The sequence below is a fragment of the Brenneria sp. g21c3 genome (assembly GCF_040240345.1).
Lineage (GTDB): Bacteria > Pseudomonadota > Gammaproteobacteria > Enterobacterales > Enterobacteriaceae > Brenneria.
The window spans coordinates 414,024-439,067 of sequence record NZ_JBEIAB010000004.1; the positions used below are offsets into that span (position 1 = coordinate 414,024).

A 25,044-nucleotide genomic window follows, 5' to 3' on the forward strand; every position below is an offset into this window, starting at 1 on the left:
GGTGGGGGACGGATCCCCCGCAGCGGCTACTGTTCAGTCAGCTTTTGCAATGTTTTGCCGGCCAGCAGGTCGAAATAACGCGCCGCCGGCAGGATGGCCTCTTCGTCGGGATTAAAGCGCGGATGGTGCAAGCCGAATTCGCTGGCGGAGCCGATATTGACAAAAGCGCCGGGGACATGGTGCAGATAAAAAGCAAAATCCTCGCCGCCCATTTGCTGCGGTTGATCCTGTACCCGATAGCCCGCTTCGCGCGCCACCGCCTGAGTGAAATCCGCCCATTCCGCGCTATTGATAAGCGTGGGCGGGCCGGCATACCAGCGCAGCTCCGCCCGCGCGCCAAATCCGGCGGCGACGTTTTCGATCAACGCGCGCAGCTTTTGCGGGACGGCCTCCCTGATTTCCGCGCTGTGGGTACGCACGGTGCCTTCCAGCTCCACCCGTTCCGGCAGTACGTTCCAGGTGTTGCCGCCGCCGATGCGCGTCACGCTGATCAACACCGAGTCCAGCGCCCTGAAGCTGCGGCTTGGCAGCGTTTGCAGCGCGGTGATGATATGCGCGGCCACCACGATGCTATCCACGCCCTGTTCGGGATAAGCGGCGTGCGCCCCCTTGCCATTCACCAGAATTTCGAAACGATCGACATTGGCATGCATCGGCCCGCTGCGGGTGGAAAAGGTACCCACCGGCAGCGCGGGGGCGTTATGCGCGCCGAATATCACGCTGACGTCTTGCAGCGCGCCGGCGGCAATCAGCTGGCTTGCGCCATTGAAGGTCTCTTCCGCCGGCTGGAACAGAATGCGGACGTTGCCCGCCAACTGCGCTTCGCGCGCTTTCAGCAGCAGGGCGGCCCCCAGCATAATCGACGTATGGGTATCGTGTCCGCAGGCATGCATCACGCCTTTATGGCGCGAAATAAACGGCTGCGTGGTCTGTTCATCTATCGGCAGGGCATCAATATCCGCCCGTAGCGCGATGGTGGGGCCGTCATGACGGCCGATTTGCGCCACGACGCCGGTTTTCAGCGGCAGCGGCAGGATATCGATGCCGGCGGCGCGTAACCAGGCGGTAATTTTTTCGGTAGTGCGGAATTCATGATTGGAAAGCTCCGGATATTGGTGCAATTCCCGGCGCCATGCGATGAGTTTTTCAGCCAGAATATCGGTCATATAGCGATTTTTTATTAATAAAACAAGAAAGTTAAATTAACAATCGCCCTATTACCGGTCAAAGGCTTATTTTGGATAAGTTAATATAGGAAACAGGTTTAAATCAGCGGGGCCGTTTTTTTATTCACACATAATAGCGGCCGCAAAGCGCGGGTTGTCTTGCGGCCGGGGAGAAATAACGATTTGAACGCGCGTCAGGCGCGAGCGCGCCGCCATAGCCTGACGCAGGCCTGGGCCAGCGCGTCGGTAGGATCGACGGCGAGGGATAAATGCGCCGACGCCGCCGCGGCCAGCGCCGGCGGCACCTCGGTGCAGGCCAGTACCAGCCGGTCGGCGCCGCGCGCCGTCAGCCGATCGGCCAACTGGTGCAACAGCGCGCCGCCGCCTTGTAATTCGCCGCGTTTGACCGCATAGCAACCCGGTACGAACCACTTTTGCAGTTCGTCCTCGGTCGGCGTCACGGTTTCAATGCCGAGCGCGGCGAAGCGGGCCTGAAACCAGCCCGCGTCCAGCGTGCCGCGCGTGGCGATAAGTCCTACTGTCGCCGGGCGTGACGGCAGTTCGGCCACCGCCTGCGCGGTGATATCGGCGATATGCAGCAGCGGCGCCTGGCTGGCGGCCGCCAATTCATCATACCAATGGTGGGCGGTATTGCAGGGGATGACGATATGATCCACGCCGGCCCGGTTCAGTCCCGCCACCGCGCTTAATAGCTGCGGCAGGGGCGACGGGCCGTCGCCCGCCAGCGCCCGCTGACGATCGGCGATTTGCGGCACATTCCATACCACCGTAGGCACATGATCCTGATCGCGCTGAGCCGGGGTGGCGGACAGGATTTTCTGCTGTAGATCCAGCGTCGCCAGCGGCCCCATGCCGCCCAGAATGCCTAAACGCCACGACTCACTCAACGCTCTGCTCCAGCAACTGGCGGTAGCCGAACAGCCCGGCCGCGCCGCCGGTATGGATAAACACGATATTCTGATCGGGGGCGTACTGACCCTGGCGAATCAGATCGATCAGTCCGGCCATGCCTTTGCCGGAATAAACCGGATCCAGCAGGATGCCCTCCAGACGCGCCAGCAGGCGCAGCGCCTCCAGCGTGCCGGCGGTGGGGAGGCCGTAGCCGTCGCCGACATAGTCGCTATTGACCTGCACTTTGTCGCGCGGCAGCTCGCCGTTTGCCTCAAGCAGTCGCCAGGTACGATTCGCCAACTGATAAACGTTCTCTATCTGGCGTTCCCGCGGCGCCCGGACGCTGATGCCGAGCACCGGAATGCCGCTGTTGGTGGCATTCAGTCCCGCCAGCAAACCGGCCTGCGTGCCGGTGCTGCCGGTGGCGTGTACCACCAGATCGATGCGTAGCCGCTGCTGGCTGGATTGCCATAACAACTCTTCGGCGCAGGCCACATAGCCGAGCGCGCCTATCTCATTTGAACCGCCGCCCGGGATCACATAGGGCGTGCGGCCCTCGGCGCGCAGCTGTTCGGCCAGTTGTTCCATCGCCGCCTGCATATCGGCCCCGGCCGGCAGATGGGCTTCAATCTCGCCCCCCAGTAGTTCATCGAGCAATATGTTGCCGGAACGCTGATAGTCTTCGCCGAAATCCGTTACGCGTCGTTCGAGAAACGCCCGCGTAGGCAGGCCGATTTTGGCCGCCGCGGCAATGGTCTGACGCACATGATTCGACTGGGTCGCGCCCTGTGTAATGATGACGTCCGCGTTTTGGCGCTGGGCGTCGGCCAGCAGGAATTCCAGCTTACGGGTCTTGTTGCCGCCGGTCGCCAATCCCGTGCAGTCGTCGCGCTTGATCCACAACCGCGGGCCGCCCAGATAACGGCTCAGGTTATCCAACGGTTCCAGCGGCGTAGGAAAATGGCCGAAGTGTAATCGGGGAAAACGGGATAAATGCATAACAAATGCCTCTTTAGGTCAATAGGGGGGCGGACAGGGGGGCTTTCTCCAGGGCCTGGAACTGACGCCAGCTAACGTCGTCAATCGCGATGCCCTCTCGCAGTCGTGTCTGATAGTGGCGCAGCTCGGCGTCGCCGGGCAGCAGAAGTTCGTGATCGTCGCGGGAGGCGCGGGTCCAGTCCAGCATCTCCGTCACCGCCTGCGCGTAATCGTCGCCCGCTCCCAAACGGGCGGGGTCGAACACCACCGATAACATATTGTTGATGATGCCGGGGCCGGTCGGCGGCGGCGCGCTTTCGGTATCGCCGCCGGTCAACGCCGCGCCCAGCAGGCTGCATACCAGCGCCAGCCCGGAGCCTTTATGTCCGCCGAACGCCAGCAGCGCGCCGAACGGCGCTTCCATCAGCCAGCGCGGATCGATGGTGGGCTGCCCCTGGTTATCCACGGCGCAGCCCGGCGGCAGATCGCGTCCCTCGTTCCAGGCGATACGCGCCTTATTGCCGGCGATCATGCTGGTGGCGAAATCCAGCACCAGCGGCGGATTGTCGGCGACCGGAATGCCGACGCAAAACGGATTGGTGCCGAAACGGGGACGTTGTCCCTGAAACGGCATAACGTTGGAACGCGAGCCCACATTGGCGAAACTCAGCGATACCAGACCGGCGGCCGCGGCCTGTTCAGCCCAGGCGCCGATGCGGCCTAAATGATGAGTGTGAGCCAGCCCGATGACCGCGACGCCGAATTGTTGCGCCCGTTCGATGGCCTGTTCCATCGCCAGCCGGCCCATGACCTGACCAAAACCGTTGCCGCCATGAAACGACAGCATCGCGCCCGCATCGCGTACCTGCCGCAATTCGGCGCGCGGATTGAGATCGCCGGCGGCGATAGCCTGCACGTAGCGCGGCAGTAACGTCACGCCGTGCGAATCGTGACCCTTTAACGACGACTCCACCAGATTATCGGCTACCTCGCCCGCCACCGGCTCGTCCACGCCCACGGCGGTCAGGTGTTGGCGCAGATAACTGCGCAGATAGATGTGGCTGAATACCGGCATTCCCTTATTCTCCAGACCAGAAATAGCAAATTTAAGCCCGAAAACTATACCGCCGGCGTTTTTTTAATATAACGACATAAATTAACTTTCTATAGCCAATAAATTGCTATGCCCGATCTTAATAACCTTAGTGGCTAAGCAAAGATAAAAATGCCTTTTGACAGGTTATCGGGGCTGTTTACACTCGAAAAATGCTTTTTCATAGCGGCTGAACATCATTTCCCCCCTGAATGACATGCTATTTATGGAGTGCCAGATTGGTGATAGCGATTAAAACCCCGGAAAATTATTTACAGCAGGTCGGCGTGGCGCGCCGGGTGGGCGAGTATGTCGCGCCGTTGGCGAGCCGCATCCTGATTATTACCGGTCACACCGCCTGGCGTGAGACGGGAGAGGCGATAGCGCAAAGTTTGCAGCGCCATGACGTGCGCTTCGACGTGGCGTACCAGCAGGACAAGTGTACGCTGGCGTCTATCCGGCAGTTGGCGCGGCAAGCCGGGGAGGGCCGCGCGGAGGGGATTATCGGCATTGGCGGCGGGGTGGTGATGGATACGGCTAAAGGCGTTGGTGAACTGGCGGGACGTCTGCCGCTGATTCAGGTGCCGACCGTGGCCGCCACCTGCGCCGCCTGGTCGCCATTTAGCGTGCTATATGATTCACAGGGGGCGCATAGCGGCAGCCTGCCGCTGCATCGCTATCCGGTCTGGATTCTGGTCGATACCGAGGTGATCGCTGCAACGCCCGTGCGTTTTCTTAAGGCAGGGATTGTCGACGCGCTGGCCAAGTGGTTTGAATTTACTCCTTATCTCAGTCAGGGAGAACCGGATCTGGGGTTATCCCTGCAAATTCAGGCGGCGAAAATGGCGCTGGACACCTTCGAGCGCGATGCCGGACAAGCGTTGTCGGATAACCGGCGCAACGTCGCCAGCCCCGCGCTGGCCCGAACCATTGACGGCGTGATCGCCCTGGCCGGGTTGGCGAATAGCGTACGCGACGATAGCCAGCGCATTGGCGTGGCCCATGCCATTCATAACAGTATGACCCATCATCCGGCGCTGCATGGCTGGCTGCACGGCGAAAAAGTCGGCTATGCGCTTGGCGTACAGGCGATATTGCAACACGATGCCGCCGCTGAAAGTTTACCGCTGTTGGGCTGGCTGGAACGGCTGGATATGCCGCTTTCGCCGCAGGATTTGGGCATCGGCGACGATGCGGCGCTGCTGCAACAGATTGCCGCCGGCGTTAACATCAAGCCGGAGGTGAAGGCGCGTTTGCCCTTCGCCGTGGACGAGGAACATCTGGCCGCCGCGCTGCTGGCGACGCGTCGGCCAGCTAGGCAAAAGGCAGTGCGCTAACGTTGCTTTGTCGTTCCAGCGCGCGGGTAAAGTCCTTGAGCGAAGCGATCAGGCGCGCTTCCAGCGCAGCGCTGAATACCGGCGTGTGATCGTAGTGGGTAATCTGACTGTCTTCGGCGAAAACGCCGTGTAAAATCTCCTGCGCTTTCAATGCATTCAGCACTGGTTTAAGCGCATAATCCAGCGCCAGCATATGACAGGAAGAACCGCCGCTGGCCACCGGCAAAATAACCTTATTGGCGAACGCGCGCTCCGGCAGCAGATCGAGCAGGGTTTTCAATGCGCCGGTAAAGGAGGCCTTATAGATCGGCGTACCGACCACCAGTCCGTCTGCATCGGCCAACTGATCGATGAAAACTCGCAGGCCGGGGCTGTCGAATTTGGCATAAAACAAATCCTCCGGATTAAAATTAAATAAGTTCCAGGGAAGAACATTAATCCCTTTTTGTTCAAGCCAGCGTTGGGCAAAGATGAGGATCGCGGTGGAGCGGGATGGAAAACGCGGACTACCGGCCAGGGTAATAACGTTCATGTTGTCTCCTGAAATAATATCCTGCTTAGTGCGGTTCACAGATGGATAATTACTCTATTACCTGACGAATAACAGAAGAAATATGATTTATAACTGTTGATATTTGAAATTTGCAAATAACCGTCGGCAGGCCCGTCCGTTAGCGAAAGCGGGTATGTTTCTCTGGGAAAAGGGGGATTGACTGGCGGTTAGTGAGCAGGCTTCTTGTGGGTTAAAATCCTTTTATTTCAATTTAGACGTTTAATTCGCATTCTGTAATCCCCAGCGACACCTGGTTGCTGAGGTCACTTAGTTGAAACTTGAACGAGTGAGCGTCAGAGTGCCTCGTTCCGGATCCCTGGAGATTAAGTAATACGGCGTGAGTTTTTCCGCACGTTGCCACCTCTCAGTCAGCCCCTCCCGTTTAACGCTGACATATTCCAGGGAGGATAGGTAATCCCTGAGCGCCGTAATGTTAGCGCCGGAGCCGTAAACAATACTGCTATCCTGAGGCTGAGAGCCATCCTGTGCAGTAAAGGTAAAGTGATAATTCTCTGAGAGTTTCGGTGCATTCCGTATCTCTCTATCTGTGTAAAGATAGTATGCCCAGAGATTTGAGTGGATATAGCCTTCATGGCGCTCAGCAACCTTTTGCATACTGCAATCAATCAGCATAAAGCCGATGATGGCGATCGGAATGACCACTGCTATCTTTTTCAGCTTTTTCATTCGTTAGTTACTCTATTGCGCTCAGGATGAACGCCTTACGGCTGATAGGCCGTACGATATCATCACTTAAGGTCAGTTTGTATGGCGTAACCTGCGTCATAAACCGAGGGAGCCGTCCCCCATATCAAGCCAACCCAAGACTTCAGAGTACAAAAGGCCACCCCTGATTCCTGATTCAGACCAGTACTTCGAAGAGTCCAGTATATCTTCACGTTTGCTCAAGTTGATTACCTGACGATCCTTGTAGAGAACAGAAAAGCCTAATTCTTCCCCATGCAGATGATAAGTAAAGCTAAAGTATTCGCGTCGAATATACCAGAACAGGTAAAAAACTTTGCCGTTTGAACTGTTTTTAGGCTGGTTGTCGTAATAATTAATTGTCTTGCGGGCTATTAACCCCTGCGGGTTGCCCGTAACCATGACCGACGAAAAGGGAGGACTGCGCGGTGCGGTTGCCGCGGATTCGTTAGCGCTGATTGCTTAAACTGAATTCCTCAATAGTCTTGTGAATGAAGCTGTCCCGCACCGGGTCATTGATGTCAGGGTTCCAGACCAGACCGATATCCCAGTTAGCGTAATCGCCGGTCAGTCTTTCGCAGACAAGGTCGGGGTTTTCTGGCGGTATGCTGCTTTGGGGCAAGATGCCTAAACCTATTTTCGCTTCCGCCATAGCCAGCAGGCTACTGGCGTTGTTGACGATGTAAGTGGGTATCTTATTGAGTTGATTATGTAATATGAAGTTGTGTATTTGATGGGCGGAGCCGGGGCATGTTTTTGTGTCCACCAGTAACAACGGATATTTTTTAACAAGGCTTTTCATATCCTGATAAGCCGAATCTAGTTGTTTACTGTAGATGAGGGCCAGACCATCTTCGCTTATTTTTTTGTATTCCAGCGGCGGTTCAACGGGCAAGCGCATAAAGCCGGCGTGCATTTTCCCTGCGATGATTAATTCCTTTTGCAGGGGAGAGGAGTTGTCGGTGAGTTGAATGTTAACGCTGGGGTGGCTTTCGAGGAAAGAGGAAATAATGCCCGGCATCAGTTTTGATACGGCATTAATAAATCCAATCGACAGGTTGCCTTCCTGGCCGAGTTTTATGTTTTTACAGTGCGCTTTAAATTTATCGATTTCCATCAGTAAATTTTTGGCGCGGTCATACAACGCCTGTCCTTGTGGGCTAAGCTGCGTCCCATGGTTATCCCGAATAAAGAGCGTTAGCGCTAATTCTTGTTCAAACAGCTTGATCTGTTTCGTGAGCGTTGGTTGAGTCAGCCACAGCTTATCGGCGGCTTCCCGGTAGCTGAGACATTCGGCCAGCGTCACAAAAGCGCGTAGTTGCCTGAACTCCATTCCAATCTCCTATCACCAAAAAACTTTTTTTCATTATACAGGCAGTATGGCATAGGGTTAAATCAGCATAAATCAATCTTCTCTTTATGATTCTATCTCATTAAAAAAAACAATTTTATGGGTGATGGCAGGCCATGCCGAGGCGGCTTGACGTTATGCGGGCAGATTAAACGATAACCGGATGTGACCATGGAAAAAGTAGATTTGCATATGCATTCACATTACAGCGATGACGCGGATTTTTCTGTTAAGGATTTAATCGAACGCTGCGTCGCGAAAAATATCGATATTATCTCCATTACCGATCACAACTCGATCCACTCGGTTAATGATGTGAATAAACTCGCCGACAAACGAATCACGGCGATACCGGGAATTGAAGTCGACTGCGCTTTTCAGGATAAAAACTTCCATTTGCTCGGCTATGGGTTTGATGATGACTTTTCTGATTTTGAACTGATTGAAAAAAACTTTATTAAGCTACAGCTTGATTTAGTGCCGGTAAAACTTGAAAAGTTGAAAACGCTTGGATTTTTCCTCGACCAGGACGCGCTTTATCGGTTGGCCGACGGGAGAATTCCTCAGGAAGAACAGATGGCCGAACTGATTCTTCAGGATGAAAGAAATAAAAATAATGCCCTGCTTACGCCCTACCGGGACGGCGGCGAGCGGGCCAATATGCCCTTGATAAATTTTTATTGGGATTTTTTCGGTCACGGCAGGCCTTGTTACGTCAACGCGAATTACCCGCCGCTGCAACGGATTGTGGAAATCATCAGGTCAAATAACGGCATACCGATCATTGCTCATCTCGGCGCCAATATTAACAGCGGCTATGCGCAAGCGCTCGATCAGATGTTATCCGTGGGCGTGCTGGGGGTAGAAGCGTTTTCCAGCTATCACGCGCCGGCATTATCCGGCCTGTTATATGACTACGCCTGTGCTAAGGATGTCTTCGTCACCTGCGGCAGCGATTTTCATGGTAAAAATAAACCGGAAATCGAACCCGGCGACTGCGGCTATAGCGCTGAGCAGTATCAAAAAATCCGCGCCTTTACCGCCTCAATTCTGGCTGATTGATAACCGCGGGATAGCGCTAGTCGCCGCAATATCGCCGCGCCGCAGGAGCGTCGGGCAGAGCGGTTCAGTGGCATCGCACAGGCGAGATTATGCAAACGCCCTGGCGATGCCAAGCGTATGCGCGTATACCGCGCCCGCCCGGATAATCAGCGCCACCGCATACCCTTCCTCCAGCGCCTGCGGCGACGTCCCGGCCCGCAGCGCCGCCTGATGAAACGCCAGCCGCAATCCTTCCCGCTCTTTCGCCAGCCCGACCGCCGCCGCTATCACGTAACGCAGAGGCAAGGGCAGGGTCGGCTCGCCGAGGAGGGTATTGACGAAGCGGTCGCGGTCATTCTCCACCGGCAATCCCTCCAGCGCCGACGCGCGTACGGCAATCGCGCCGTCCGCGCCGATATCGATAGCGTCGTTCAGCAGGGTTTCCAGCGCCGCGGTGATATAGGCGGCGGCCAGCACCTCATTACGCGTCGCGCCTAACTGGCGAGCTATCTGCGCGTGGTGTTCGATACAGTACGTGCAGCGCGTCACCTGCGCGGCCGCCACCGCCAGCAGATGTTTGTCGCGGCTGCTTAGCGCCCCGTTGTTCCAATGGCGGCGGGACAGGTTCCTGAAGGCGGCGGCATGGGGACTGCCGGCCTCCAGCGCGGTTAAAATATCGACATCGTGCTGATGGCTCATGCGGGATCCCTGGCATTTAACGGGGCGAAAGCGGCGGCGCGGCTTTCCCGCACCGGGTCTTTCGCGGCATAAGCGGCGATCAGACTCAATACGGCATAGAAAGAGATATAGGCGCAGATCAGCCACGGCGATCCGTCGCCCACCGAAAACAGCCAGGTGGCGATAAACGGCGTCAGGCCGCCGGATATCAACGTGCCGACCTGGTAGCCGATGGAGACCCCGCTGTAGCGCACCTCAATGGGAAATTGCTCGGAGAACCAGGCCGCGCCCGGTCCATACACCGAGGCGTCGAACACACCCAGCGCCACGGCCACCACCAGCGGCAGGTACGCCAGATCGCCATAGTCCAGAAACAGGAAGAACGGCCACACCAGGATACCAATGCCCAGAATGCCGAACACCGCCGGCGCGCGGCGGCCGATTTTATCCGAAAGCAGCGCCCACAAAGGGGTGGTGACGATCGCCACCGCGGAGCCTACCAGCACGGCGGTCAGCGCCATGGTTGCGTCGCCGCGCTTTAATACCAGGTAACTCAGCGCGTAGGTGGTCAGGATGGCGTACATCGCCGGCTGCGCCAGCCTGAGTCCGATAGTGACCAGCAATCCGCGCGGATGATGGCGAATGACCTGCGCCACCGGAAAACGCTGGATCTTGCCTTCGGCTTTGGCCCGTAAAAAAGCCTCCGGCTCATCAATGCGCAATCGGACAAAAATACCGATGCCAATCAGTACGATGCTGAATAAAAACGGCAGCCGCCAGCCCCAGTCGTCGAAAGCCTCGGCGCTCATCGACGCTCTGACAATCAGGAACGTCGCCGACGCCAGCAGCATGCCGGCCGCTGAGCCGATTTGGGTAAAAGAGCCCAGGAAGCCCCGGTTTTTGGGCGTGGCGTGCTCGACGGAGAGCAGGGAGGCGCCGCCCCATTCCGCGCCCGTCGCGATGCCTTGCAACAGACGCGGGAATACCAGCAGCACGGTCGCCCACAGACCCGCGACGGCATAGGTCGGCAGCAGACCGGTCAGCAGGGTCGCGACGCCCATCAATATCAGCGAGGAGACCAGCACCCGCTTGCGGCCGATGCGATCGCCGAAATGTCCGGCAATAATGCCGCCCAGCGGACGGGCGAAAAATCCCACCCCATAGGCGGCGAAGGCGCCCAACAGGCCGGCCAGCGGATTGGTTGACGGCGGGAAAAAGGTATGGCTGAAAATCAGCGCCGCGGCGGTGCTATAAATGTAAAAATCGTACCATTCCACGGTGGTGCCGATAAAAGCTGCAAAAGCCACTTTATTGCGTTTGGCTTTAGCGCCATCAGGTTCATGCAAAATCTGCGTCATCTTTCTTACCGTCATTTAGTTTGCGTGCTAATACTAAATCGACTAACGACTATGACAGTCAAATAACAATCCTCGCTGAGGATAACCGTTATTTATCTTAAGCCGCGATCAAGGCATATACCTATGGCTATTTAGCAGAAAGGGATAAGGTTTTTATTATTCGTCGTTATTTATGCGGATAAGTGCTTTTGATAGTCAATATGCGCAATGAGTTAAAAGACATATTATGTGAGATTAAGATATATATCGGCGGCATCAAGGCTATGTTAGGCTGATAATGGCTTGATTAGAAAACATTAATTATTCAATTTAACAGGAAGGTGCTGGATGCCGGCATGGTTTGATTTGGCGGTGGATTCTTTTTGGCCGATGTTGCATGCAGGATTAATATTTACTATTCCGTTAACATTAATTTCTTTTGCGCTGGGTTTAACCTTAGGTTTTGTCATTGCATTGGTTCGTTTATATGGCCCGGGGTATTTACGCAACCTGGTAAGATTTTATGTGTGGTTTATTCGCGGCACGCCGCTTCTGGTGCAACTGTTTATTATCTTCTACGCCTTACCGAATGCCGGCGTGACGATTGACGCATTCCCGGCGGCGGTTATCGGCTTTACGCTCAATGTCGGCGCTTATACCTCAGAAACGATCCGCGCCGCGCTGCTGGCGGTGCCTAAAGGGCAGTGGGAGGCGGCGCACTCCATCAGCATGAGTTGGGCGCAGTCGTTACGTAAGATTATATTGCCGCAGGCCGCGCGTATCGCCATCCCGCCGTTGTCGAACACCTTTATCTCGCTGGTGAAAGATACCTCGCTGGCGTCCGTGATTACCGTACCTGAATTATTTCTGGCCGCTCAACGTATTGCCGCGGTGACTTATCAGCCATTGATTCTTTATACCGAAGCCGCCGTGGTTTATTTGATATTCAGTTCTTTTTTATCTTCGCTACAGGCGCGCCTGGAAAAGAAACTGGCCGGAAACACCGTTGTGAAGGAAGGCGCCAATGATTGAGCTATCCAGGATATATAAGCGTTTTGACGGTCATGAGGTATTAAAGAACATCGATCTTAAAATAAACGAAAATAGCGTCACCGCGTTAATCGGGCCTTCCGGCAGCGGCAAGAGCACGCTGCTGCGCTGCATTAACCTGCTGGAAATCCCGCAGTCGGGACAATTGCGCATCGGTAACGAGCGCGTTTCATTTACGGAGAAATCGCGTCCCGGCAGAAACGATATTCGGCGTATTTGCCAGCAAACCGGCATGGTCTTCCAGAATTTTCAGTTATTTCCCCACCTCACGGCGATCGAAAATATCATGGAAAGTTTAATCACGGTGCATCGCTGGCCGCGCGACCGGGCCAGGGCGCGCGCCAACGAATTGCTGAAGAAAGTGGGGATGCTGCATAAAAGCGACGCCTGGCCGGCGACCCTGTCGGGCGGACAGCAGCAGCGGGTCGCGATTGCGCGCGCCCTGGCGCCGTCGCCCAAGGTGTTATTGTGCGATGAACCCACTTCGGCGCTGGATCCCGAATTATCCCTTGAAGTGGTCGCGGTATTGAAACAACTGGCGAAAGAAGGGATGACGATGCTGATGGCGACGCACGATCTGCGGCTGGCTTCCAATATCGCCAACAACGTGGCGTTCCTGGAATCAGGAAAAATCATCGAGACGGATACCTCGCAAAATATTTTCACCCGACCCAAAAAGACCAGGACAGCCGAGTATGTCTCGACGCTGACCGAACTGTTTCCCGACTCATGGGAAATTTGACGACAATTCCTTTAACGTTAGCCACCGCTATGCAGGAGAACAGGTATGAAACTTATCGCCACGGTATTATTGGCCGGTATCGTTCAGTTCGGCGCGACGCACGCCGCTTTCGCCGCGTCCGATCTGGCGCAAATCCAGTCGGCGGGCGTTTTTAAAATCGGCACGGAAGGAACCTTTCCTCCCTTCACCTACCACGACGCCTCCGGGGCGTTAGTCGGTTTTGACGTCGATATCGGGCGTGAAATCGCTAAACGCCTCAATGTAAAAGCCGAATTCATCGAAGGTAAATGGGACGGACTGATTGCCGGGCTGGATGTCAGGCGCTATGACGCGGTGATCAATCAGGTCTCCATCACGCCGGAACGGAAAGCGAAATATGATTTTTCCGATCCCTATATCGTCTCCAAGGCCGTGCTGATCGTGAACGACAGCAACAACACCATCAAGACGTTCGATGATTTGCAGGGGAAAAAATCGGCGCATACGCTGACCAGCAGCTATGCGCAACTGGCCCGCAAGCACGGCGCGGAAATCGTCGGCACGGACGGCTTTAATCAGTCCGTCGATCTGGTGGCGACCGGGCGCGCCGACGCCACGATTAACGACAATCTGTCGTTTCTGGACTTTAAAAAACACCGACCGACCGCGCCGGTAAAAATCGTCTATACCCTTTCTGATGCGGAGCAGTTGGGCGTCCTGATTAGAAAAAACAATCCGGCGTTGCAGGCGGCGATCAACCAGGCGTTAACGGATATCAAGGCCGATGGCACCTATCTGAAAATTTCTCAGCAATATTTTGGCGAGGATGTGTCCCGCTAGCCTGCCGCGGCGGGATTGATAAGGCCAGCGCAGGGCCGGCGCTTATTCCCGCCGTGAAACGCGATGATTGAGGAGGACGAAACCGTGCATTATGACTTCGATCGCATCATTGACCGGCGTAACAGAAATTCCACCAAATGGCGCGCGGCGGCAAACCGGGTCAATGCGGCCGGGGAGCCGGCGATCCCGTTATGGATCGCCGATATGGATTTCGCCGCGCCGCCGGCGGTCTTGCAAGCGCTGCATGATGTGCTCGAGCACGGCGTTTTCGGCTATACCGACTACGCCGGTCTGCTTATCGAACCGCTGCGAAACTGGCTGGCGTCGAGACACGGCTGGCGCATTCAACCGGAGTGGGTGGTGCCGGTTAATTCGGTGGAAACCGCGATGGATGTGGCGGTGCGCGCCTTGACCGAACCGCAGGACGATATCGTGATCCTCTCGCCGGGGTTCGGCGCCTTTGCCCGCGTCATCGACCAGACCGGGCGGCATACCCGCGAAGTGATTCTGGAGACGGGCGATAGCGGTTACTGGCTGGATATTTCCCGGCTTGAGCGCCAGCTCACCGATAAAACCCGCCTCCTGATTTTGTGTAACCCGCATAATCCCATCGGCAAGGTCTGGCGGGCGGATGAACTGCGGGAAATCGCTCGGTTCTGCCGGCGGCATCATTTGCTGCTGCTGTCGGACGATGTGCATCATGATCTGATCATCGGCGATGTTCCCTACACGCCGGTGGCCGCTCTCGACGATCAAGTCGCCGATTTCACCGTGACCTTCACCTCGCCGGGAAAAACCTTCAATATCGAAGGCATACAAATCGGCAACCTGGTTATCCGCAATGCGGCGATCAGGGAAAAAATCAGCGCGGCTTTTCGTCAACTCAGCATACATAAACCCAATCTGTTCGCGCTTTACGCGGCGGATGCGGCTTATCGCCATGCGGCGGAGTGGCTGGATGCCCTGATCGACTATTTAAAGCACAACCATGCGCTGTTGCGCGCAGGGGTAGACCGGATTGCCGATATCGATATGTTCGACACGCAGGGCAGCCATCTCGCCTGGCTGGATTTCAGAAAAACCGGACTCTCTCAACCGGCGCTGGAGCAGCGATTGCGGCATGACGCGGGATTATTGCTGGAGAGCGGCCTGCACTTCGGCGCGGCGGGGGCCGGTTTTATGCGCTTGAATTTTGCCTTGCCGCGCCGGCAACTGGCCGAGGCGATCGGTCGGTTGCAGCGCAGCTTTGGTTGATAGAGCCAGTACGGTTCTGTACCGAGAAGCGAGCAATAGAACGGCAAACGTTCCCCCTTACGCTTCAGGCCAGAAGGGTTCTCCCAGCGTCAGCATCAGTCGGTTGGCCCAGGCAAAGAACGCCGCCGACTGCGCCAAATCCAGAATTTCCAGCGTATTCAGCCCATGTTCGCGCAGGCGTTTCAGATCTTGCGCGTCGAGCTGCGCCGGCGTGGCGGAAAGTCTGGCGGCGAAAGTGATGATCGCCTGCCAGCGCGCGGGCTGATCCTGCGCCAGATCGCCGCCCGGCGGCACATCCAGCAGATGTTGCAGCGCATCGGGCTGTTTGGATAGCTGACCGGCCTTGCGCGCATGAACCGACGCGCAGTAAATGCAACCGTTGACCTTGCTGGCGACCGCCGCCGCCAGTTCGCGTTCCGCGCGCGGCAGGCCGCCGGAAGTATAAAAAATCCCTTTATCCGTCAGCGTGCGCTGTTCCAGCACCGGCAGATTGCGGCCCAGCAGACGGAAATAGTCGGAGTCGGTGTGGCCGAAACGCTTAAGGATCGCCTGTTCATCAGCGTTAAATTCATTGAGCGGTTTGGCCGCTATCCAGGGTTCCCAGTCGAGCTCTTCCTGCGTGAACGCCTGCGGCGCGCGTCGGCCGCTGCGCGTGTGCGACTGCGTATGCCAGCGTCCGGCCGTGGCGTCCCGCGGCGGCGGCGTATCGACATCGTGTCCCGCCAGCAGCCGATAGCTGCGCAGCAATCGGCTTTGAAAACTGACGAAGGCGGCTATTTGTGACAAGGTAACAATGTCGTCGGGCGTCCATCCGACCGAGAGCAGCGCCTGTAAATCATCGGGGCCGCTGGCGATCGGTTCGCGCGTCAGGCGCTCGGCGTGCCGCAACGCCGCCGTGATTGCCGGCGTTTGCGGCGGCTCGGGCCGGCCTTTTCTCTGTTGGGCGTAGAACTGTTGCAGCAGGCTGTCCTGATGCCAGGCGCTGATGTTCTCCGCCAACCATAAACGCAGCGACGGCGACAGCGTCGCGTTCTCGTCGACATCGGCGAACAGCGCCCGATAGCTGCCTTCCGTGTATTGGGTGGCGGCATCGCGAGTGAGGCGCGCCTGCGCCAGCTCGCTGTCCGGGGAAATTTCCGCCAGCGTGTTCAGAATGTCATGGTCATAACGGGTCATACAGTCTCCTGTAACGTAAATGATGGCGGCGGCAACCGGCCGGGAATGGCCTCAATCAGTTCGCGCGTATAGCTGTGGGCCGCATGCGTGAAGATGTGCTCAACCGGCCCGGACTCCACCTGTTTGCCGTGATGCAATACGGTCACGGTATCGGCGATTTGGCGTACGACGGCCAGATCGTGGGAAATAAATACGTAGGTCAAGCCGAGCGAGCGCTGAAGTTCCTCCAGCAGGCGCAGAATTTGCGCCTGAACGGTGACATCCAGCGCCGATACGGCTTCGTCCAGCACCAGCACCTGCGGCTCCAGCACCAACGCGCGCGCAATGGCGACCCGCTGACGCTGTCCGCCGGAGAGTTCGTGCGGTTTTCTGCCCAGCAGCGTATTCGGCAGCGCGACCCGTTCGAATATCTCGTGGACTTTGCCGCTGCGCTGCGCCCGGCTATAGCGATTAAAATTGCGTAACGGCTCTTCGACGATATCGAACAGGCTCTGCGAAGGGTCGAGCGAGCTGTACGGGTTCTGGTAAACCAACTGAATTTTTTGCCGGAACTGGCGCAGCGCTTCGCCTTTCAGGCGGGTGATGTCCGTATCGCCGATCAGAATGCGGCCGGCGGTCGGGCGATGAAAACCAAGCAGGCTGCGCGCCGTGGTGGTTTTCCCCGAACCGGATTCGCCGACGATGGCGTGCGTGGTGCCGCGTTCCACGGTGAACGACAGGTCGTCGACGGCGCGGAAAGGCGCGGCATGCCGTCCCGCCAGCCGGTATTCCTGCACCAGATTCTCGACGCGGATCGCCGCCTCGCCGGTTCCCGCGCGGGAAGGGCGCGGCGACCGATTGAGCGACGGCACATCGGCCAGCAGCGCCCGCGCATATTGGCTGCGCGGCGCATTGAGAACCTCATGCGTCGGGCCTTGCTCCTGAATGTAGCCCTTCTGGAAAACCAGCAGACGATCGGCGCGTTCCGCCGCTACGCCCAAATCATGGGTCACGAACAGCACCGCCGTGCCGTTTTCCCGCCGCAGCTCATCCAGCAGATCGAGGACGCGTTTTTGTACCGTGACGTCCAGCGCGCTGGTCGGCTCGTCGGCGATAATCAGCGCCGGTTTCAGCGCGATGGCGATGGCGATCAGCACCCGCTGCTTCATGCCGCCGGACAGTTCGTGCGGATACTGTTTTACCCGCAGTTCCGGCCGCGTTAACCCGACGCGCGCCAGCAGGGACAGCGTCTTTTCCCGTATGACGCGTTTTGAGGCGCGCTGATGTAAACGCAGAATTTCATCCACCTGTTCGCCGATGGTTTTGACCGGATTGAGCGAACAGGTCGGATCCTGCGGGATCAAACTGATGCGGGCGCCGCGAATGCCGTCCAACTGCTTTTGCGACCAGCGGCTGATGTCGGTGCCGTTAAGGCGGATTGCGCCGCGTATCAGGCGGCCGTTCTCGGCCAGAAGCCCGATCACCGCCTGCGCGGTGGTGGTTTTTCCCGAGCCGGATTCGCCGACCAGCGCCACGACTTCGCCGGGATTGATGTGAAAAGAAACGCCTTCCACCACCGTGCGCTCCGCGCCGCGCGCGCGGTAGCCGATGGTCACGTCGGCTAATTCCAGCACCGGCGGCGCGATGCCGGCTTGTTGCAGACTTATCGATAGACTCATGACGGTTCCTTGCGCAGTGATTGGCTGATGCGGTTGGCGGACAGCACCACCAGAACGACGACCAGGCCGGGGAAGGTGGTCAGCCACCAGGCGGTCGAGAGATAGTTGCGCCCTTCGGCGATCAGCAAGCCCCATTCAGGGGTAGGCGGCGGCGCGCCGTAACCCAGAAAACTTAAGGTGGAAATCGCCAGAATAGCGCTGCCGAACTGCAAGGCGGCGAAGGCGAACACGGTATGCAAGGTGTTCGGCAAAATATGCCGCCGCAGCACGCTGAAGAACGAACCGCCGCTGCCGTAAGCCGCTTCGACGTAGTCGCTGCGCCGTACGCGCAGCGTTTCGGCTCTCACCAGTCGGGTGAAGCTGGCGATGGAGGTGATGCCGACGGCAATGGCGGCATTGATCGTCCCGAATCCCAGCAGAATGATGATGCTCAGCGCCAGCAGTAGGCTGGGGATCGCGAGCAGGATATCGATGAAGCGCATGATCACGCTATCCGCCCAGCCGCCGACCGCGCCGGCCAGCAGACCGAGCAGGGTACCCAGCACCAATCCCAGCCCGACGGCGATCGCCGCGCCGGACAGCGAGTGTACGGAACCATAGACAATACGGGTATAGAGGTCGCGCCCCAGTTGATCGGTCCCCAGACTGTATTCTCCGCCCGGCGGCAGGCGCTGCGCGCCCGCGACGCCGTCTATCGGGCTATACGCGGTAAACCAGCCCGGAAAGAGCGCCCACAGGACGACGGTGAGCAGCACCAGCCAGGCGGCGATCAGCCCCGGTTGCAGGCGATAGCGGAAAAGGCCGGGATATTTTTGTCGTAGCGGGAAAGCGATTTTTCCCTGATGAACCATCGTCATGATACGGCTCCTGTGGTGTTTTTCAGCCGCGGGTCAAGCAGGGGATACAACAGATCAATCAGCAGATTGATGATGACGAACGCGGCGGCGGAAATCACCACGATCGCCTGCAAGACGCTGCTGTCCTGGGTATTGACCGCTTCCTGGGTGAGTTGCCCCAGGCCGCTGCGACCGAAGACGGTTTCCGTGACGAGCGCGCCGGCGAGCAGTTCTCCCAGCAGCAGACCGGCGACGGTAATGGTCGGCAGCAGCGCGTTGCCGATCACATGTCGCCACAGCACGCCCAGGCGGCTGGCGCCTTTGGCGCGCGCCACGGCGACGAACGGCTGCGTTTGCACGTGCTCGATGCTGCGCATCAGGATCTGCGCCAGCGGCGCGGAAATCGGCAAGGCCAGCGTCAGCGTCGGCAGAATCAAGCCTTCCCATTCGCCGGGATTGATGACCGGAATCAGTCCCAGCTTGAAGGAAAAGACCTGAATCAGCACGATACCGAGCCAGAATGTCGGAACGGAAATAAACAGCGACGGCAGCGATTGCAGCGTCGCGCGCAGGCGTTGAAACGGACTGAGAAAACTGAGTCCGGCAATCAGGAAGGCCAATAGGATGGCCGCGAGCAGCCCCAGGGACGCCAGCAGCAGCGTGGACGGCACATTTTCCGCCAATAATTCCCCTACCGGCACGCCGGACTGGAGAGAAATGCCGAAATCGCCGTGCAGCAGGCTGTTGATGGCGTGAAAGTACTGCGTCAGCACCGGAACATCGCTGCCGTAGGCCAGACGCAACTGCGCGATCTGGTCCGCGCTGAGACCCAATTCCGGGTTCTGGAATTTGATCAGCACCGAGTCGCCGGGCAATGCCTGCAACAGAATGAAGGAGAGCGTAAAGGCGGCCCACAGTACAATCAGCGCCTGGCCCAAACGCACCGTCAGATATCTGTTCATGATCGTTCCTCTTTTATCTCGCCCCCTTGCCGCCGCGAGACAAGGGGATTCGATTATTTGTCCAACCAGGTGTTATAGAAGCTGGGGCGGCCGACGGCCTCGAAGCCGATGCCTTTTGTCGTGGGCGCGCCGGCATAGACCTGAGGCTCTTCAAAGATAGGGATCACATAGGCCTGATCGATCAGATAACGCTGTACGTCGCCGACCAGCGCCAGGCGTTTTTCACGATCGGTTTCGGAAGCGATATTGTCCAGCAGGGCGTTTAGCCGGGTATCTTCAAAGTTTTTCACCTTGTCGCTGGCGCCGCCTTTTTGCAGCAGAACGTTGCGCAGCGTCGGGTAATACTGACTTTTCAGCACGTCCGGATCGGCGCGGCCGACCATCGTGGGATAGACGCCGGTTTTGGCCGGATCGAGGTTGTCCACGGTCTTGCTGCCCGCGTCGCCGGCCTGAATATTCAGCTTGACGCCGAGTTTCGCCCACTGCTGCGCCACCAGTTGCAGCGTCTCCTTGTTCTGCGGCTGCGGCGGGGATTCATAGGCGGTCAGCGTTAATGTTTGTCCGTCCTTTTGCCGTACGCCCTGCGCGCCGGTTTTCCAGCCGGCTTCATCCAGCAGACGCGCGGATTTTTCCGGATCGAAAGCCAGTTTGTCGGATAAATCCACATAGCCCGCCGCCGTTTTCGCCAGCACGGAGGTGGCCTGCGGATAGTTGTCCGAGAACAGGGTTTGCACAATCTCTTTGGCGTTGGTGGCGTGCAGCAACGCCTGACGAACCTTCAGGTCGGCGACCAGCGGGTTATCCGGGCGGAAGTTGATGCTGTTGTTGACGCCGCGCGTGGCGGACGCGTAAACCGGGAATCCCTGATCCTGCACGCGTTTCTCATCATAAGCCTGAATTTGGCGAATGGCGTCGGCCTGACCGGAAAGCAACGCGCCGATGCGCACGCTGTCTTCCGGCGTCACCAGGATATTGATGCCGTCCAGATAGGGACGTCCCTGATGGGCGAAACTCGGCGGCGCCCAGTTGTAATCTTTGCGCGCCGTCAGTTTGACTTCGCGGCCCGGGCGGTCGCTGGCCACCACGAACGGGCCGGAGCCGATAATGTTGCGCCCGTTGCCAAGCTGATTGAAGTTGTGTTCCAGCGTACTGAGCGAGACCAGCCCGGAGCCGATGGCGGACGTGCCTTGCAGGAAGCCGGGCGACGGTTTTTTAAAGTAAAACTTGACCGTCAGCGGATCGATAACCTCGCTTTTCAGGTAGTTATTGATGACTTCCGAAATCGGATGGTTAAGCGTTTTATTGCCGAGTCCGTAGGTATCGAAGTTTTTCGCCACCGCATTGGCGTCCAGCGGCGTACCGTCGGAGAAGGTGACGCCGGGACGAATTTTGAAGGTGTATTCGGTGTTATCGTCGTTGACGGTCCAGGATTGCGCAATCCAGGGCTCTATCTGTAGCGTCTCGGGATTCTGCCATGTCAGCTTGTCGGTGATTTGGTTCAGTATCCCCCCGTTGGGATAGAATCCCCCGGCGGGCGGATAAAGATTGGTGTGAGCCTGTTGTTCAAGATAAATCAATGTACCGCCGGTTTTCGGCGTACCGTCGGCGGCAAGCGCGGCGCCGCTGAGTCCCAGTAATGCCAGTGAGACCAGGGTGCGTATCGTCTGCCTGGGATAAGAAATCAGCATCGGTATTTTTTCCTGTCGTTATTGTTGGCGAATCATGCGGTCAGCATATGAAAGGCGTAATCAGGCGGACGGCTAGCCGTCCAAAACCTATCGGTGATATTTTCACAGGAGAACGTAAACAGCAAAGAACAATAGTGATATTGATTATGCGAAATTTTTGTTAGAAAACAGGGCGCCTGCGCCGGCGCTGGCAATACGATGCCTGCCGGCGGAAGCGCGGGCGCGATATTTCAGCGCGCCTCCTGCTCCCGGCCGATCTCGGCGAGCAGAGTGAACAGACTGTCGTCTACGTCAAGCGGCAGTGCGCAGCCGGGCGCGAAAATGAAACCGCGATCGCCGCTCTCTGCGCGGATCTGGCGCAGGCGCTGCTGCAAACGCGCTTTGACGGCCGGCCGCTCGCCGTTGCCGTAATGAAAATCCCGATGTTGATCGATGCCGGCGATCAGGATTTTATCGGTCAAGGCGCGTATCTGCGCCACGCCGACGCGCCCGGCAGGCTCCACGGATTCCGGCACGTTCTCCCAGTTGAACGCCTGGACGTCGTAGTCGAGGCACGGCTCGAACAACAGCTGGCTTTCGCCGTGGATATGCAGGATGTTGAACCAGGTTTTGCCCTTGATATGCTTAAGGATGGCTTCGTCGTAGGAGCGGCAGAACGTCTGGTATTCCGCCTCGGACAGCAGATCGGCGCGGGCGTACTGGGTGGCGAGAAAAACACCGTCGATGCCGACTTGCAACAGCGCGTCAAGAAAGTTCAGGTTGGTTTGCAGCAAGGCGTCCAGCGCCCGGCGCAAGGCCGCCGGGTGGCGGCGGATAAACGCCAGGGTGGGGCCAGGCTGCGTGGATTGCGTCATTTCCTGTATCCAGGTCAGCGGCGTGAACAGGGTGGGCAGCAGCGGAACGCTGCCCTGATAGTGTCGGGCCAGACCACGGACGATATCGACTTCCCGCGCCAATACCGGGTTATGCCGATCCAGCACCGGCAGCGTCGCCAGGTCGTCGGCGTGCGCTATCGGATAGCGGCGAAATACGCCGGACCACTGGGTGGGGTCGTCGGGGAAAAGGATATCGGCGCCGTAAGCCTCGGCCAGATAGTGGCCGTTCGACATCACCTTGATGAAATCCCAGCGGTTTTCGTCGGTAAGGGAAATTGTTTTGCGGATAAACGCGGCGGGATCGCGATCGACCAGCGGCAGATGCCGCCAGCCGGATATGGCGGGGCGCGCCAATCGTTCTCCCGCCAGCAGGGCTTTGATGCGTGATGCTGCGGTCATCTGTGGGCTCCTTTCTGTTAAGCGCCTGTTGGGATGACCATGATTGTCGGCGTACCGTTTGCGAGGCGGAAATAATAAAAACAGGTTAGGTTATGCGATTTCAATCAACGAGATAACCAAATGTTGACGAACGGATCGAACCGCAACACATCGGTGTGATCAGGGGCAACGGCCGGGCGTCGCCCCTTTTGATTTAACGACCGGCCGGATCGCGGCGCGGGCGCACCACGATTTCGGTGATTTGCGAATCTTCATCGGTATCGATAACCAGACGCACCGCTTTGGCGACGGAATGCGGCGAACTTCGCGCCAGCGGGTCGTCGCCGTCTTCGGGGCGGTTCATCGGCGTGTCCGTCGGCCCCGGATACAGGGTCGCGACCCTGACCCCATGGGCGCGCTCCTCGTTGCGCAGCGCTTCCGCCAGCGCATGCAGCGCGAATTTGCTGGCGGAATAGACGCTGTTTCCGGCCTGCGGGCGCGTGCCGGAACCGGAGTTGATAAAGATGATGCGCCCCTGACTGGCGCGCAGCGCGGGCAGGGTCAGGCGCGTCAGCTCGGCCGGGCCGAACAGATTGATATCGAAATGCTGGCGCCAGATCTCCGGCGTGGCCGTCGCGACGGAAAATGGTCGTGCAACGGCGGCGGAATGCACCAGCGTATCCAGCCGGGGCAGGGTGGCGACCCAGGCGGCGACCGCCGCGCCGTCGCGTAAATCCAGACTGACCGAAATTACGTTCGGGTGGCCGGCCAGCGGCGCCGTTTCCGCCCGGCGGCGGCCTATTGCGTAAACCTGATGATCGCGCGCCAGATCGCCGACGATCGCCAGCCCGATGCCGCTGGTGCCGCCGGTGACCAGGGCGATCGGCCGCCGGCCTTGCTCTTTCGCCATCCTACCCTCCGTCAGCGTTGGCGCCAGGCATAGGGAATGGCGGGCTGCCATTCATCGCCAAGCAGTTCGGGATCGTTGTAGTCGAGGATGGCCTGATAATGGTATTCGCTATCTTCAGCGTACAGTTGTCCGGCAATCTCCCGCGCCAGTATCTGAGCGCCGCGGCTGATGCCGGGGATCAGCCCGACCACATGCCCGTGGCTCAAGTGGGCCGGATAACTGAAGCAGTGCAGGCGCGTCAGCGCCGGCGGCGCATCGGCATGCTTCGGCTGAAAGGCGAGGTCGGCGCTTAAATAGGGATAGCCGGCCAATTGCTCGTTTTGCTGATCGGCCGGCGGCTGCCAGACATCCCGCCAGGTTTTTATCTGACCGACTAATGAGTGGAATTCGGGACGCGCGCCCCAGTCCAGCCGGTAGCCCGTCGCCAGGATGAGAAAATCCGCCGGCACTTCGCCTTGCGGCGTGTGAACCACGATCCCGTCGCCTTGCGGCTCGACGCGTTGTACCGGCGAGTTGAAATTGAACCAGGCGTTGGGATGGCGCGACACGCGCAGCGTGCTGCCGTGCGGCGGCGCGATCTGCTCACTGGCGATAGCGTGCGCTACCCGCCACTTCCAGGCATCCGGCAGGTTGAAGTAGCCGTTTTCCAGGCCGGGATTGCCCAACGCTTTTGAACGGTTGTAGCGCGGAAAGTCGGGACGGCGAATCAAGATCTCCACGCCGGCGGCGCCCGCTTCCAACGCGGTGGCGGAGACGTCCATGGCTGTCGCGCTGCCGCCGACCACCGCAACCCGGCGTCCGGCCAGCGCGGCGAAATCGATGGGTTCCTCCGAGTGCGCCCAATAACGTTTGGGCAACTCAGCGACAAAATCAGGGATAGACGGGCCGCCGAACGCATCCATGCCGGTGGCCAGAATGACTTTACGCGCGGCGACCGTATCCTGCTGTCCCTGATGTTGAAAGGTGAGTTCAACCTGGCGGCCGTTTTGCAGGTTCAGGTCCGTCAGCGTATGATCATTGCGCACGTCCAACGCCAGCACGCGGCGATACCAGCGCAGGTAGTCCGCCCATTGCAGACGCGGAATTTTGTCCAGTTCATTCCAGGCGCGCAGGCCGAATTGCGCTTCATACCAGGCGCGGAACGTCAGCGCCGGCAGATCCAGCGCCGGCCCGGTCAAATGTTTGGGTGAACGCAGCGTTTCCATGCGGGCGGTGGTCGCCCACGGCCCTTCGTAATCTTCCGGCGCTTTGTCGTACAGCACCGCATCAATGCCTTGCAACCGCAGTGCGAATGCCGCGGCCAGCCCCGACATCCCGGCGCCGATAATCACCACATCCTTTACCGGCTTTCCGGCGTGTTCCTTCGCCGGCAGCCAGCGTTTCCCCGGTTGCTCCAGCCATTCAAGATCTTGTTTTAGTCGGGCTTCGAGCGCGGGTAATCCGATGGCGCCGTCTTCTGCGTGTGACATGGTATTTCTCCTGTATCAATGAGTTCGTACTCCTATTTCTGAGTAATAACATCGTGATGACAGGCAGGCTAATAAC

The 25,044-nt window shown here is 58.2% G+C and carries 23 protein-coding genes; 6 read left to right on the plus strand and 17 right to left on the minus strand.

All coding sequences use genetic code 11. The features are described 5' to 3' along the window. Window positions 1-26: 26 nt before the first annotated feature. The 4 genes from ABRZ28_RS09210 to ABRZ28_RS09225 form a co-directional block, all read right to left on the minus strand. Entirely contained in the window at window positions 27-1,166 is a 1,140-nt protein-coding gene (locus ABRZ28_RS09210; RefSeq protein ID WP_319602993.1) for an amidohydrolase, read from the minus strand. Window positions 1,167-1,360: 194 nt separating this feature from the next. Continuing rightward, window positions 1,361-2,074 carry a cysteate racemase gene (gene cuyB, locus ABRZ28_RS09215; RefSeq protein WP_319602992.1) on the minus strand — a complete coding sequence of 238 codons (714 nt, stop codon included), beginning with the start codon at window positions 2,072-2,074 and terminating at the stop codon, window positions 1,361-1,363. Then, window positions 2,067-3,077: a D-cysteate sulfo-lyase gene (cuyA, locus tag ABRZ28_RS09220; RefSeq protein WP_319602991.1), complete on the minus strand. Its 1,011-nt coding sequence runs from the start codon at window positions 3,075-3,077 to the stop codon at window positions 2,067-2,069. Before cuyA ends, cuyB begins: the two co-directional genes overlap by 8 nt. A 13-nt stretch (window positions 3,078-3,090) precedes the next feature. After that, complete coding sequence (locus ABRZ28_RS09225; RefSeq protein WP_319602990.1) at window positions 3,091-4,131, minus strand: malate/lactate/ureidoglycolate dehydrogenase; 1,041 nt, start codon at window positions 4,129-4,131, stop codon at window positions 3,091-3,093. A gap of 260 nt (window positions 4,132-4,391) precedes the next feature. Here ABRZ28_RS09225 and ABRZ28_RS09230 point away from each other — a divergent pair, with 260 nt between their 5' ends. Beyond that, entirely contained in the window at window positions 4,392-5,486 is a 1,095-nt protein-coding gene (locus ABRZ28_RS09230; RefSeq protein WP_319602989.1) for an iron-containing alcohol dehydrogenase family protein, read from the plus strand. On the opposite strand, the gene ssuE is transcribed toward ABRZ28_RS09230, so the two are convergent. From ssuE to ABRZ28_RS09245, 3 genes are all read right to left on the minus strand, one after another. Then, a complete protein-coding gene (gene ssuE, locus ABRZ28_RS09235) occupies window positions 5,464-6,018 on the minus strand; it encodes an NADPH-dependent FMN reductase (protein ID WP_319602988.1) in 555 nt (184 codons plus the stop codon). The two genes, ABRZ28_RS09230 and ssuE, sit on opposite strands and share 23 nt — an antisense overlap. Window positions 6,019-6,306: 288 nt before the next feature. Next, a complete protein-coding gene (locus tag ABRZ28_RS09240; protein WP_330520097.1) occupies window positions 6,307-6,726 on the minus strand; it encodes a hypothetical protein in 420 nt (139 codons plus the stop codon). Window positions 6,727-7,192: 466 nt separating this feature from the next. Beyond that, window positions 7,193-8,077 carry a LysR family transcriptional regulator gene (locus ABRZ28_RS09245; RefSeq protein ID WP_319602987.1) on the minus strand — a complete coding sequence of 295 codons (885 nt, stop codon included), beginning with the start codon at window positions 8,075-8,077 and terminating at the stop codon, window positions 7,193-7,195. 189 nt (window positions 8,078-8,266) lie between these two features. On the opposite strand from ABRZ28_RS09245, the gene ABRZ28_RS09250 reads away from it, so the two are divergent. Continuing rightward, the gene (locus ABRZ28_RS09250) at window positions 8,267-9,157 is read left to right on the plus strand and encodes a PHP domain-containing protein (RefSeq protein ID WP_330520098.1); all 891 of its coding nucleotides are present in this window, start codon (window positions 8,267-8,269) and stop codon (window positions 9,155-9,157) included. Between the two features lie 87 nt (window positions 9,158-9,244). Here the strand turns inward: ABRZ28_RS09250 and ABRZ28_RS09255 are convergent, their stop codons facing one another. After that, on the minus strand, window positions 9,245-9,835 hold the full coding sequence (locus tag ABRZ28_RS09255) for a carboxymuconolactone decarboxylase family protein (RefSeq protein WP_319602985.1): 591 nt from the start codon (window positions 9,833-9,835) through the stop codon (window positions 9,245-9,247). Beyond that, entirely contained in the window at window positions 9,832-11,172 is a 1,341-nt protein-coding gene (locus tag ABRZ28_RS09260) for an MFS transporter (RefSeq protein ID WP_330520099.1), read from the minus strand. Before ABRZ28_RS09260 ends, ABRZ28_RS09255 begins: the two co-directional genes overlap by 4 nt. A gap of 327 nt (window positions 11,173-11,499) precedes the next feature. Here ABRZ28_RS09260 and ABRZ28_RS09265 point away from each other — a divergent pair, with 327 nt between their 5' ends. The 4 genes from ABRZ28_RS09265 (at window position 11,500) to ABRZ28_RS09280 (ending at window position 15,016) form a co-directional block, all read left to right on the plus strand. Beyond that, window positions 11,500-12,183 (plus strand): amino acid ABC transporter permease, encoded by a 684-nt coding sequence (locus ABRZ28_RS09265; RefSeq protein ID WP_319602983.1) that lies wholly within the window; start codon window positions 11,500-11,502, stop codon window positions 12,181-12,183. Next, window positions 12,176-12,943, plus strand: coding sequence for an amino acid ABC transporter ATP-binding protein (locus ABRZ28_RS09270; protein WP_319602982.1), 768 nt, complete (start codon window positions 12,176-12,178; stop codon window positions 12,941-12,943). The genes ABRZ28_RS09265 and ABRZ28_RS09270 overlap by 8 nt, the downstream gene beginning before the upstream one ends. A gap of 45 nt (window positions 12,944-12,988) precedes the next feature. After that, window positions 12,989-13,762, plus strand: a complete 774-nt coding sequence (locus ABRZ28_RS09275) for an amino acid ABC transporter substrate-binding protein (protein WP_330520100.1) — start codon at window positions 12,989-12,991, stop codon at window positions 13,760-13,762. 63 nt (window positions 13,763-13,825) lie between these two features. Beyond that, on the plus strand, window positions 13,826-15,016 hold the full coding sequence (locus ABRZ28_RS09280; protein ID WP_330520101.1) for a MalY/PatB family protein: 1,191 nt from the start codon (window positions 13,826-13,828) through the stop codon (window positions 15,014-15,016). Between the two features lie 57 nt (window positions 15,017-15,073). Here ABRZ28_RS09280 and ABRZ28_RS09285 read toward each other — a convergent pair whose 3' ends face one another. The 8 genes from ABRZ28_RS09285 to ABRZ28_RS09320 all read right to left on the minus strand — a co-directional run bounded on the left by ABRZ28_RS09285 (window position 15,074) and on the right by ABRZ28_RS09320 (window position 24,968). Continuing rightward, window positions 15,074-16,192, minus strand: coding sequence for an alkylhydroperoxidase domain protein (locus ABRZ28_RS09285; RefSeq protein WP_330520102.1), 1,119 nt, complete (start codon window positions 16,190-16,192; stop codon window positions 15,074-15,076). Continuing rightward, the gene (locus ABRZ28_RS09290; protein ID WP_330520103.1) at window positions 16,189-17,850 is read right to left on the minus strand and encodes a dipeptide ABC transporter ATP-binding protein; all 1,662 of its coding nucleotides are present in this window, start codon (window positions 17,848-17,850) and stop codon (window positions 16,189-16,191) included. The genes ABRZ28_RS09285 and ABRZ28_RS09290 overlap by 4 nt, the downstream gene beginning before the upstream one ends. Next, entirely contained in the window at window positions 17,847-18,707 is an 861-nt protein-coding gene (locus ABRZ28_RS09295; RefSeq protein ID WP_319602977.1) for an ABC transporter permease, read from the minus strand. Before ABRZ28_RS09295 ends, ABRZ28_RS09290 begins: the two co-directional genes overlap by 4 nt. Then, on the minus strand, window positions 18,704-19,648 hold the full coding sequence (locus ABRZ28_RS09300; RefSeq protein ID WP_319602976.1) for an ABC transporter permease: 945 nt from the start codon (window positions 19,646-19,648) through the stop codon (window positions 18,704-18,706). The genes ABRZ28_RS09295 and ABRZ28_RS09300 overlap by 4 nt, the downstream gene beginning before the upstream one ends. 53 nt (window positions 19,649-19,701) lie before the next feature. Next, on the minus strand, window positions 19,702-21,336 hold the full coding sequence (locus ABRZ28_RS09305) for a TIGR04028 family ABC transporter substrate-binding protein (protein WP_319602975.1): 1,635 nt from the start codon (window positions 21,334-21,336) through the stop codon (window positions 19,702-19,704). Window positions 21,337-21,566: 230 nt separating this feature from the next. Further along, window positions 21,567-22,610: a uroporphyrinogen decarboxylase family protein gene (locus tag ABRZ28_RS09310; RefSeq protein WP_330520104.1), complete on the minus strand. Its 1,044-nt coding sequence runs from the start codon at window positions 22,608-22,610 to the stop codon at window positions 21,567-21,569. Between the two features lie 193 nt (window positions 22,611-22,803). Beyond that, window positions 22,804-23,499 (minus strand): SDR family oxidoreductase, encoded by a 696-nt coding sequence (locus ABRZ28_RS09315; RefSeq protein ID WP_330520105.1) that lies wholly within the window; start codon window positions 23,497-23,499, stop codon window positions 22,804-22,806. A gap of 11 nt (window positions 23,500-23,510) precedes the next feature. Further along, on the minus strand, window positions 23,511-24,968 hold the full coding sequence (locus tag ABRZ28_RS09320) for an NAD(P)-binding domain-containing protein (protein ID WP_330520106.1): 1,458 nt from the start codon (window positions 24,966-24,968) through the stop codon (window positions 23,511-23,513). Window positions 24,969-25,044 lie beyond the last annotated feature (76 nt).